At 57.0% G+C, this 10,825-nt stretch carries 12 protein-coding genes; 9 read left to right on the top strand and 3 right to left on the bottom strand.

Translation table 11 applies throughout. The features are described from left to right. From AXE65_RS11765 to AXE65_RS11720, 9 genes are all read left to right on the top strand, one after another. The coding region (locus AXE65_RS11765; RefSeq protein ID WP_153015466.1) for a helix-hairpin-helix domain-containing protein at positions 1-1,277 on the top strand (1,277 nt) is incomplete at its 5' end. Between the two features lie 29 nt (positions 1,278-1,306). Then, a complete protein-coding gene (gene gshA / locus AXE65_RS11760; RefSeq protein WP_068392657.1) occupies positions 1,307-2,878 on the top strand; it encodes a glutamate--cysteine ligase in 1,572 nt (523 codons plus the stop codon). Positions 2,879-3,177: 299 nt separating this feature from the next. Continuing rightward, positions 3,178-3,417: an antitoxin gene (locus AXE65_RS11750; RefSeq protein WP_068392655.1), complete on the top strand. Its 240-nt coding sequence runs from the start codon at positions 3,178-3,180 to the stop codon at positions 3,415-3,417. Positions 3,418-3,425: 8 nt separating this feature from the next. After that, complete coding sequence (locus AXE65_RS11745) at positions 3,426-3,806, top strand: type II toxin-antitoxin system VapC family toxin (RefSeq protein ID WP_068392654.1); 381 nt, start codon at positions 3,426-3,428, stop codon at positions 3,804-3,806. A 122-nt stretch (positions 3,807-3,928) separates the two neighbouring features. Further along, positions 3,929-4,435, top strand: a complete 507-nt coding sequence (locus tag AXE65_RS11740) for a L,D-transpeptidase (protein ID WP_068392651.1) — start codon at positions 3,929-3,931, stop codon at positions 4,433-4,435. Between the two features lie 7 nt (positions 4,436-4,442). Continuing rightward, positions 4,443-5,450, top strand: a complete 1,008-nt coding sequence (nagZ, locus tag AXE65_RS11735; RefSeq protein ID WP_068392649.1) for a beta-N-acetylhexosaminidase — start codon at positions 4,443-4,445, stop codon at positions 5,448-5,450. A 57-nt stretch (positions 5,451-5,507) separates the two neighbouring features. Continuing rightward, positions 5,508-6,461, top strand: coding sequence for a PhoH family protein (locus AXE65_RS11730; RefSeq protein ID WP_239685091.1), 954 nt, complete (start codon positions 5,508-5,510; stop codon positions 6,459-6,461). Beyond that, on the top strand, positions 6,454-6,912 hold the full coding sequence (gene ybeY / locus AXE65_RS11725; RefSeq protein ID WP_068392644.1) for an rRNA maturation RNase YbeY: 459 nt from the start codon (positions 6,454-6,456) through the stop codon (positions 6,910-6,912). The genes AXE65_RS11730 and ybeY overlap by 8 nt, the downstream gene beginning before the upstream one ends. After that, complete coding sequence (locus tag AXE65_RS11720) at positions 6,909-7,763, top strand: CorC family transporter (RefSeq protein ID WP_068392642.1); 855 nt, start codon at positions 6,909-6,911, stop codon at positions 7,761-7,763. The genes ybeY and AXE65_RS11720 overlap by 4 nt, the downstream gene beginning before the upstream one ends. A gap of 2 nt (positions 7,764-7,765) precedes the next feature. Here the strand turns inward: AXE65_RS11720 and pgsA are convergent, their stop codons facing one another. The 3 genes from pgsA to AXE65_RS11705 are packed head-to-tail and all read right to left on the bottom strand — an operon-like array spanning position 7,766 to position 10,808. Continuing rightward, positions 7,766-8,323, bottom strand: coding sequence for a CDP-diacylglycerol--glycerol-3-phosphate 3-phosphatidyltransferase (gene pgsA / locus AXE65_RS11715; RefSeq protein ID WP_239685092.1), 558 nt, complete (start codon positions 8,321-8,323; stop codon positions 7,766-7,768). 56 nt (positions 8,324-8,379) lie between these two features. Further along, positions 8,380-10,212: an excinuclease ABC subunit UvrC gene (uvrC, locus tag AXE65_RS11710; RefSeq protein WP_068392635.1), complete on the bottom strand. Its 1,833-nt coding sequence runs from the start codon at positions 10,210-10,212 to the stop codon at positions 8,380-8,382. Further along, entirely contained in the window at positions 10,194-10,808 is a 615-nt protein-coding gene (locus AXE65_RS11705; protein ID WP_068392632.1) for an SOS response-associated peptidase, read from the bottom strand. Before AXE65_RS11705 ends, uvrC begins: the two co-directional genes overlap by 19 nt. Positions 10,809-10,825 lie beyond the last annotated feature (17 nt).

The raw sequence follows: 10,825 nt of genomic DNA, 5'->3' as shown, positions 1-10,825 counted from the left end.
TGGCGGTGATTGATGCGACCGGCAAACTGCTCGATACCGCCACTATTTACCCGCATGCGCCGAAAAACGATTGGAACGGCAGCCTTGCGCGGCTTGCGGGGCTTTGTGCCAAGCATGCGGTGGATTTAATCGCCATCGGCAACGGTACGGCGAGCCGCGAGACCGACCAACTGGCCAGCGAGTTGCTCGCCAAATTACCGAATTTAAAACTCAGCAAAGTGATGGTCAGCGAAGCGGGCGCTTCGGTCTATTCGGCCTCGGAACTGGCCGCAAAGGAGTTTCCTGAGCTCGATGTGTCCTTGCGCGGCGCAGTCTCCATCGCCCGCCGCCTGCAAGACCCGCTCGCCGAACTGGTAAAAATCGAGCCGAAATCCATTGGTGTTGGGCAATATCAGCACGATGTTTCGCAACTTAAACTTTCGCGTTCGCTGGATGCGGTGGTGGAGGACTGCGTCAACGCGGTCGGCGTTAACCTAAACACCGCCTCAACGGCGCTGCTTTCGCGCGTATCCGGCCTAAACAGCACGCTGGCGCAAAATATCGTGCAGTTTCGTGACCAAAACGGTGCGTTTCGCTCGCGCCAAGCGCTTAAAAAAGTGCCGCGCTTGGGCGAGAAAACCTTTGAGCAGGCCGCGGGCTTTTTGCGCGTAGTGGATGCTGAGCATCCACTGGATGCCAGCGCCGTGCATCCAGAGGCTTATCCTTTGGTTGAGCGTATCGCCAAGGCAAGCGGACGTGAACTTGCAAGCCTGATGGGCGATTCAGCCTTTTTAAAGAGCATTGACGCGCAGCGCTTTGCCGATGAGCGTTTTGGTCTGCCGACGGTAAACGACATCTTAAAAGAACTCGACAAACCCGGCCGCGACCCGCGCCCCGCATTTAAAACCGCACAATTTGCCGAAGGCATTCATAAAATCGCTGATTTACAGCTAGGCATGGTGGTCGAAGGGGTGGTCACCAATGTCGCCGCCTTTGGCGCTTTTGTCGATATTGGCGTGCATCAGGATGGCTTGGTGCATATCAGTGCACTGTCGGAAAAATTTATCAAAGACCCGCATGACGCGGTCAAAGCCGGTGATTTGGTCAAAGTCAAAGTGCTGGAGGTAGACCCCGCGCGCAAACGTATTGCACTGTCCATGCGATTGCATGACAAGCCCGGCGAAAAAACCGTGGCGCCAAAAAACGCCAAGGCAAATAAACCCGCCAAACCAGCGGGTGCCCCTGCCAATGGCGCAATGGCGGCGCTGTTTGCCAACGCGAAAAAACTCAAGCGCTAATCGGACTTACCCATAACAAGGAATTTGCGTTGAATAAGCTTTTGCACCGCCGCCTTGCCCTGCTCGATACGCAGGAAGGCCGGCCTTTGTTAAGCGCCGGACTGCGCGGCATTGAGCGCGAAGCGCTGCGCGTCACTCTGGACGGCGAATTGGCACAAACGCCGCATCCGAAGGCCTTGGGTTCGGCGCTCTGTCATCCACAAATCACCACCGATTATTCCGAGTCGCTGCTCGAATTTATTACCCCGGCACTATCCGGCACGGCCTGTTTGCAGGAGCTGGAGCGCATCCACCGCTTCACCCTAAGCCGTCTGCAAAACGAGCGGCTGTGGAGCGCTTCCATGCCATGCCCGCTGCCCGCCGAGGCCGAAATACCGATAGCCCGCTACGGCAACTCCAATATCGGCAAACTCAAATACATCTACCGCAAAGGTTTGGCGCTGCGTTACGGCAAAACCATGCAGTGCATTGCCGGTATCCACTACAACTTTTCCCTGGATGAACGGTTGTTTGCACTGCTACAGCAAGAAGAAGGTACCTGCGGGGATTTGCAGGATTACCAATCGCGGTGCTATATCGCGCTGATCCGCAACTTCCGCCGTTATAGCTGGTTACTGATGTACCTGTTTGGCGCATCGCCTGCGCTCGACCGTAGTTTTATGCGAAACGGGCAGGGCGAGCTTAAAAAGCTGGATGAGCAAACGCTGTACCTGCCTTGGGCAACCAGTCTGCGGATGAGTGATTTGGGCTACCAAAGCGCCGCGCAGCGCAGCTTGACGCCCTGTTACAACGATTTGACCAGCTATACCGACAGCCTGCACCGCGCCGTATCCACCCCTTGGCCGCCTTATGCGGCGCAGGGTACGCACAATGCAAGCGGAAAGTGGCAGCAGCTCAGTTGCAATATCCTGCAAATCGAGAACGAATACTATTCCAGTATCCGTCCCAAGCGTGTCACCGAAAACGGCGAACGCCCGCTAAGCGCGCTGCTCGCCCGCGGTGTGCAATATATCGAGGTGCGCTGTCTGGACATTAACCCGTTTCTGCCGCTCGGGATTGACCAAACGCAGGCGCGGTTTTTAGAAGTGTTTTTGCTCTACTGCGCCCTACAAGACAGCCCGCTGCTCGAAGACGGCGAATGCCAGGCTTCGACCGATAACTTCCTGCAAACCGTCAGCCGTGGCCGCGAACCTTTGCTGATGCTTAATCAACGCGGCAAGCCGGTTTTACTGCGCGATTGGGGGCAGCAAATTCTGCAACAGTGCGCACCCATTGCCGAACTGTTAGACCGCGCGGGAGGATGCAACCTGTACAACCCAGTGCTCGCCGCCCAGAGGGCCAAACTCGAAGACCCGGCACAAACCCCATCGGCCAGGGTACTGGACGAATTACGGCAAAACGGTGAAGGTTTTGCAGGTTTTGCCCTAAAGCAAAGCGCAAAACACGCCGCCTACTTCGCCGAAAAACCCTTAAATCCCGAACAACAAGCGGCTTTTGAGGCGAGCATTAAACAATCGCTTAACGAGCAAAGCCAACTTGAAGCCGCAAAACAAAGCCGCTTTGATGATTTTGTTTCGGCTTGGCTAGGTTCTGCAAAATAGAGAGATTGATAAGCAGCGGCGCAAGTGCGGGGTGTTTCGATCACGACGCTGCGGCGTTGGGAAGCATCGGGAAGGCTGTCGGAAAAGACGAGCTGGAGCGGCAAAAGCAAGTGCTGGAGCAGTACTGCGCCCGCCAGAGTTGGACATGTCAGTTCGATTTTGCGTCCAACGGGCACCGAAAACAGGCTGCAAGATTCAGTAGCGAAGCGATAATTCAGGTCAGTCAGGATGATGTGGGTTGCCTTCGTAATAACGCGGGATCACAATGAGCAATCACGCCGAAACCAGAGGACTTGGAGATGCCTGAAGTCTTTGTTACCCGACAATTCCGTGCCGGAAACTCCCAAGCGGTACGTATTCCGGCCCACATGGCATTTCCGCCCAAGACCGAACTGAACGTCCACAGGCGGGGCAACAAAATCATCATCGAACCCAAAGAGGAGACCTTGGAACGACTCCCCTTGTTGCTCGCGGAGTTGGGGAAACACCATTCGGGGCTGCGCCCGGAGTTTGAAGCAGAAGAAAGGGACTGGTCGTGATTAAACGGATGCTGGACACCAATATCTGCATCTATATTGCCAAGCGCCAGCCGCCCGAAGTGATCGGCAGGTTTGCCGAATACAGGCGCGGAGAAATCGCCATCAGCGCGATCACATGGGGCGAGTTGTTTTGCGCGACGGACAAGGACGGTGCTGCCGCCATCAACGGTTTGCTGGAATTGCTGGAAGTTGTTCCGTTTTGCCGAAAGGCCGCAGAGCACTATGCCCTGCTGACGATGCAGCACCCAAACCGCAAGGCCAATTTTGACCGGCTCATTGCAGCCCACGCCATCGCTCTTGATGTGCCGCTGGTCAGCAACAACCTTGCGGACTTCACTCTCTACGAATCCAGCGGATTGCAAGTGGAAAATTGGATAGACCCAAATTGATTACAGGAATTGGCTTCTTGGATTCAACGAGCAGGTGTTCCCAGGAGGGCACTACCAAGGAACGTGCCGCACAAGCCCTTTAAGCTTGTACAGAGCGAACACGCCGCCTAAGCTGCTCGCCCATGACACTCGATTTTTTGCATATCTCGCTGGCCGACCAGTGCCTGTACGGCTTTGCGGCTGGGCAATTGTGCTTGCGGTTGCCGGTTTCCACCGCCGCCAAGGGCGCGGGCGAGCAAAACGGTTCGGGCTGTACGCCTCGCGGGCGGCATATTGTGCGGGCGAAAATAGGCGCGGGGCTGCCGCTTGGGGCGGTACTTGCGGGCAGGCGCTGGACGGGCGAGATTTGGTCTGAGGCGCTCGCTCAGCAGTTTCCCGAACGCGACTGGATTTTAACGCGCATTCTTTGGTTGTCCGGCTGCGAGGTGGGGCGCAATCGCTTGGGGCAGGTCGATACCTTTCGTCGCTACATTTATTTGCACGGCACGCCGGATACGCAGCCGATGGGCATTGCCCGTTCGCATGGCTGCATCAGACTGCACAGCGAGCCGATGCGGCAATTATTTGAGCTTGTGCCGCTCAATTGTCCGCTCACTATTGAACAGGCTGCATTTGAATTTAAGGAATAATCTGAAAATGACCCATCAACCGCAAGCGGCGTTAATGCTGGATATTGAAAGCACGACGTTAAGCACTGAAGACCGCCACATACTGCGCCAGCGCGAAGTTTGCGGGGTCATTTTATTTGCCCGCAATATCGAACATCCCGAGCAAGTAAAAGAGCTGTGCGCCGCTATCCGCACGGTGCGCCCCGATTTGCTGCTGGCGGTAGACCAAGAAGGCGGACGGGTGCAGCGCTTGCGCGAAGGGTTTGTCCGCCTGCCGCCGATGCGTAGCTTGCTCGAATGCGGCGCAAATAGCGAGCTATTGGCACAGCAGTGCGGCTTTTTGATGGCCTCTGAAGTGCTTGCGGTGGGGCTGGATTTTAGCTTTGCGCCAGTGCTTGACTTAGACTACGGCGCAAGCGAAGTCATCGGCGATCGCGCCTTTGCCACCTCGCCAGGAGAGGTTACGAAACTGGCCGCGGCTTTTATCCAGGGTATGAACGAGGCGGGTATGGCCGCTTGCGGCAAACACTTCCCCGGGCACGGCTATGTAAGGGCGGATTCGCACTTGGCATTGCCGGTTGATACGCGCAGCCTTGAGCAGATACGGCAAAGTTGCCTGCAACCTTTTATCCAGCTTGCGCCGTCGCTTGCCGCGGTGATGCCGGCCCATGTGGTTTATCCGCAAGTGGACGAACAACCGGCGGGATTTTCGCGGCGCTGGCTGCAAGACATTTTGCGCGGCGAACTTAACTTTAACGGGCTGATTTTTAGCGACGATTTAACGATGCAAGGTGCGGCCTGCGTCGGTGATTTGCGCGCTCGTACCGAGGCATCGCTTGCTGCCGGATCTGATGTTGCGCTGGTCTGCAACGACCGTGCTAGCGCCGAACAAGCGCTGATCTGTCTGCAACAACGCAAAGCCGCGCCGCCGACCCAGCGCCTTGCCGCCATGCGTGGACGGCGGCTAGCTGCGGATGTTGCCGCACAAAAGCACAAAGCCTGTGCTGCGCTGCGCGAGGCCGGGTTGATTGCCTAGCTTTAGCCGATAGGTTTATTCTGCGCACTTTTCTTGCAACCGGTATTCCTTCCTCCCTTGGACAGCCCCTTACGTTTTACCCTTGAGCCTTTCGAGACCGAGCGATTTGCCAATCTTTGCGGCCAGTTTGACGAACATCTGCGCCTGATTGAGCAGCGTCTTGAAGTGAGCATCCGCAATCGTGGCAATCAGTTTGAGCTGATAGGCAGCGCAGAAAACACCCAAAGCACCGAACAACTGCTCAAGCGCCTGTGGCGCGAAGCCGAGCACAGCGAATTGTCGCCGGAGCGCGTGCACCTGTTTTTGCAGCAGTCTGAGCTGGAGGCGCCTGCCGATGAGCCGCAGGTTTCACTGCCCACGCGCAAAGGCTTAATCCGCCCGCGCGGCGCTAACCAGCAGCGCTATGTGCGGGCGATTTTGCAGCACGACATCAACTTTGGCATAGGTCCTGCCGGAACCGGTAAAACTTGGCTCGCGGTCGCCTGCGCGGTGGCGGCGCTGGAACGCGAACAGGTGCGGCGCATTTTGCTGGTGCGTCCGGCGGTGGAAGCGGGCGAGAAATTAGGCTTTTTGCCCGGCGACCTGGCGCAGAAAATCGACCCCTATCTGCGCCCGCTGTACGACGCGCTTTACGAAATGCTGGGCTTTGAGAAGGTCGCGCGGCTGATTGAAAAACAAGTGATTGAAATCGCTCCGCTCGCCTACATGCGCGGTCGCACGCTTAATCACAGCTTTATCATCTTGGACGAAAGCCAAAACTGCACCACCGAACAGATGAAAATGTTTCTGACACGCATCGGCTTTGGTTCGACCGCGGTGATTACCGGGGACATCACGCAAATAGACCTGCCGCGCGGCACGCGCAGCGGGCTGGTGCAGGTCAGCGAAGTGCTGCGCGATGTGGCGGGCATTTCCTTCACCCATTTTGAGCCCAAAGACGTGGTGCGCCATCCGTTGGTGCAGCGCATTGTCGAAGCCTACGAGCGCCACGACGCCGCCAGCCATGTCTGAGCTTTGTATCGAGCTGCACAACCACAGCCGCTTGACCGTGCCCGATGAAGCGCTGTTTCGGCGCTGCTGCGCCGCCGCGTTAAGTGAACGAAAGCCGCCACTGGAACTGGAAATCAGCCTGCTCGATGAAGAACCCGCGCGGGCGATTAACATGGCGTTTCGCGGGCGCGACTACGCGACCAACGTATTGTCCTTCCCGTTTGAGCCGCTGCCTGGCGTTGACCTGCCGATTTTGGGCGAGCTTATCCTCTGTCCTGCCGTAATCGAGCGCGAGGCTATTGAGCAAGGCAAATCGGCGCAGGCGCACTGGGCGCATTTGCTTATCCACGGCTGCCTGCACCTGCTGGGCTACGACCATGAACAAGAGCTGCAAGCGCAACGGATGGAAAACCGCGAGCGTGAACTGCTCGCCGATCTGGGCTATCCCGACCCTTACCAAGACGAACAATGAACCAAGACACCGATGACCCCGAAGCCAAGACCTCTTGGCTCGAACGGCTAAGCCAGCTTTTTGCGGCAGAGCCAAAAAGCCGCAAAGGGCTGCTTAAACTGCTGCGCGAGGCGCATGAAAACGGCCTGCTGGATACCGAGGCGCTGTCTATCGTTGAGGGCGCTATTCAGGTCGCCGATTTGCAGGTGCGCGATATTATGGTGCCGCGCTCGCAAGCGGCGCTGATAAAAATCGGGCAAAGTCCCGCTGAATTTCTGCCGAATATTATCGAAACCGGTCATTCGCGCTTTCCGGTCACCGATGAAAGTGGCGAAGAAGTGATCGGTATTTTGCTCGCCAAAGATTTACTGCCGCTGATTATTCAAGGCACATGCGAGGGTTTTGATTTAAAAAAACGCTTAAGACCGGCCAACTTTGTTCCCGAATCCAAACGCCTTAATGTATTGCTGCGCGAATTTCGTACCAATCACAACCATATGGCGGTGGTTATCGACGAATACGGCAGTATGGCCGGATTGATTACCATTGAAGACGTACTCGAACAAATTGTCGGCGATATTGAAGACGAACATGACGTTGACGAAGACAGCAATGCCATTCGGCCATTGCCCAATGGCGATTTTCTGGTTAAAGCACAAACCCCGCTCAGCCGTTTTAACGCCACCATGCCCGCTGAATTGCCGGAAAAACACTTTGCCAATTTAGGCGAATTTATTGAGCACGCCTTTGGTTATTTGCCGCGGCGTAATGAGGTGATTGAACAGGGCGGCTTGCGCTTTCGCGTATTAAGCGCCAATAGCAGGCGCGTCCATTCACTGCGTATTACGCCGTTGACCGGGATGGAAGATTAAAGTTATTGCTTCCCGCTTAAATAAGGCCAGGCCGCGCGTAAATATTCGTACATGGACCAAAGCGTTAATACGGCGGCAATCAGCAGCAAGCTATAGCCGGTTATCGGCCAAAAACCGCTGGAGGGTGGCGGGTTTAGAATCAGGATAGGCAGCGCACTCATTTGTACCAGGGTTTTCCATTTACCCATCCAGGAGACTGCAACTTGCGCCTGTGCGCCGATACCCGCCATCCATTCACGCAGTGCGGAAATCACAATTTCGCGGCCAATAATAATCACCGCGCAAAGTGTGAGCCAAAGGTTATCCTGTTGGTGAGCCAGCAACACCAAGGTCACTGTGACCATAAGTTTATCGGCCACCGGGTCAAGAAACGCACCAAAGGGCGTGCTTTGTTTTAGGCGGCGAGCAAGATAGCCGTCCAGCCAATCGGTGATCGCCGCCAAGCCGTATATCGCAGCCGCCCATAAATGATTGCCGGGGGTAGGCAGATAAAACAGCACAATAAAAATCGGTATTAATAATACGCGCAGCGCAGTTAGCAGATTGGGGATATTGGGGATGGTATTCACAAAGTTTCTCGCCTTTACCCAATGCGATAAGCAAACGGGCATTCTACCTATTCGCTGTGCAGCGCGGCATAAATCGCTTCGGCGAGTTTTTTGCTGATGCCGGGCGCTTTGGCGATTTCATCAAAACTGGCGCGGGCGAGTTCCTGCAATCCGCCAAAGTGGGTTAACAGTTCGCGGCGGCGTTTGGGGCCGACTCCGGATATGTCTTCGAGCGTTGAGGTGCGGCGGGTTTTGCCGCGTTTGGCGCGGTGGCCGCTGATGGCAAAGCGGTGCGATTCGTCGCGGATATGCTGGATAAGGTGCAGCGCGGGCGAGTGCGCGGGCAGGCGCAGCGGGTTTTCCGGGCTATTCAGATAAAGCGTTTCCAGCCCGGCCTTGCGCGTCACGCCTTTGGCTACGCCAAGCAGTATCAAAGGTGGTACGGCGAGCTGCTGCAACACTTCGAGCGCCTGCTTCATTTGGCCTTTGCCGCCATCGATCAGGAGAATATCCGGCAGTTTGCCTTCGCCGCTTTTAGCGCGCGCGAAGCGGCGGGTCAGCGCTTGTTTTATCGCGGCGTAGTCGTCTCCGGGTTCGATGCCTTCGATGTTGTAGCGGCGGTAATCGGATTTTTGCGGCCCGCTTGGCCCAAATACCACGCATGAGGCGACGGTGGCTTCGCCGCTGGAATGACTGATGTCAAAGCATTCCAGCCGCAGCGGCGGCTCGGGCAGGTTCAGTGCTTCGGCCAGTGCGGCAAAACGGGCGCTGATTTGCTCGCGTCCGGCGAGGCGCGCCGCAAGTGCTTGTTCGGCGTTGGTCACGGCCAATTGCTGCCAGCGCGCGCGCGTGCCACGTACACGCGATCTGATGGCAAGCTGTGTGCCGCGCTGCGAGGCCAAAGCGGCTTGTAGCGTCGGCCAGTCTTCGTGGCTGCGGTTGACGATCAGCTCCGGCGGCAGTTCGCGCTCGCTCTGCCCCAGGTAGTATTGCGCGATAAAAGCCGCGAGTACGGCGCTTTCGTCTTCTTCCAAAGCGAGTTGCGGGAAGAAATTGCGGCTGCCCAGCACGCGCCCGCCACGCACACAGAGCAGGTGAACGCAGGCGCTGCCCGCCCCACTCACGGCGGCGAGCACGTCCACATTGCCGCTGCCGCCTTCCATGCTCTGCTGGTCTTGCACCCGCCTTAACATGGCGATTTGATCGCGCAGGACGGCGGCTCGCTCAAAGTTAAGTGCACTTGCCGCCTGCTCCATTGCTGTGGCCAGTTCAGCGACCAGTAAATTGCTGCGACCTTGCAGGAACATCACCGAATGGCGCACATCTTCGGCGTACTCGCGGCTATCCACCAAGCCCACGCAAGGCGCTTTGCAGCGTTTGATTTGGTATTGCAGGCACGGACGGCTGCGGTTGTTGAAGTAGCTGTCCTCGCACTGGCGTACGGCAAAGGCTTTTTGCAAAAGTGCCAGACTTTCGCGGATGGCGGCAACACTGGGATAGGGGCCAAAGTACTGGCCTTTGGCTTTTTTCGCGCCACGATGAATGCTAAGTCTTGGAAATTCGCCGCTTGATAGCAGCACATGCGGATAGGATTTATCGTCACGTAGCAGGATGTTGTAGGGCGGCCTTTGTTCTTTAATCAGCGTCTGTTCCAACAGCAGCGCTTCGGTCTCATTGGCGGTGATGGTGGTTTCAATCTGCGCAATCTGCGCGACCAGCCGTGCGCTACGCGGCGGCAGACCGGTGGAGCGAAAATAACTGGAAAGGCGTTTTTTTAAATTTTTCGCCTTGCCGACATAGAGCAGCCCGCCGCTTTCGCTGTGCATGCGGTAGACGCCGGGCAGGCGGCTGCAAGTGGCGAGAAAGGCGGATGGGTCAAAGCTTAAGCCGGGGTCAGACATTCTGGGCCGTTTAATGCGGGGTCGTTGACCAAGGTCGAAAGCGCCCGCTCGCGTAGCGCAGGCGGTGGACTTTGCAGCACTTCGGCAAGATGCGCCGGGCTGCTGGTTTGATCAAGCCAAAGCGATTGCACCGCCTCATCCAGTATCAGCGGGCGGCGCTTGTTACCGGCAGCGACCGTAATCAGTGCCACGCTTAAGTAGTTGTGTTCGCCTGCCGGCCAGTTTTCCCAGAGCGCGGCAAAGTAGAGCAGCGGCTCGTCCGCACGCAGCCAGTACGGGCGTTTACGCGCCATGCCGCGCCATTCGTAAAAACCATTGGCCGGCAGCAGGCCACGACGACGGGCAAAGGCTTCACGAAACATCGGCGTGCTGGCGAGGGTTTCCGCGCGGGCGTGCGGCGCGGCGTGGCTTAAATCGGTGAGCCAGGGCGGGGTTAGCCCCCAAAGCGCCGAAGCCGCTTCAAGCTGGCGGCCTTGTCTGCGCAGTAGCAGCACCTGGCTTTTCGGCGCAAGATTCCAAGCCGGTTGCAGCGGCGGAAACCCCGGCAGCGCGGCGAGTTCTGCGGTCCAACGAAACAGGGCGTAGCGTCCACACATGCTTAAGTAACGCTTTA

This window comes from Ventosimonas gracilis (assembly GCF_001580025.1).
GTDB lineage: Bacteria > Pseudomonadota > Gammaproteobacteria > Pseudomonadales > Pseudomonadaceae > Ventosimonas > Ventosimonas gracilis.
This window is presented reverse-complemented; position numbering and strand designations above follow the sequence as displayed.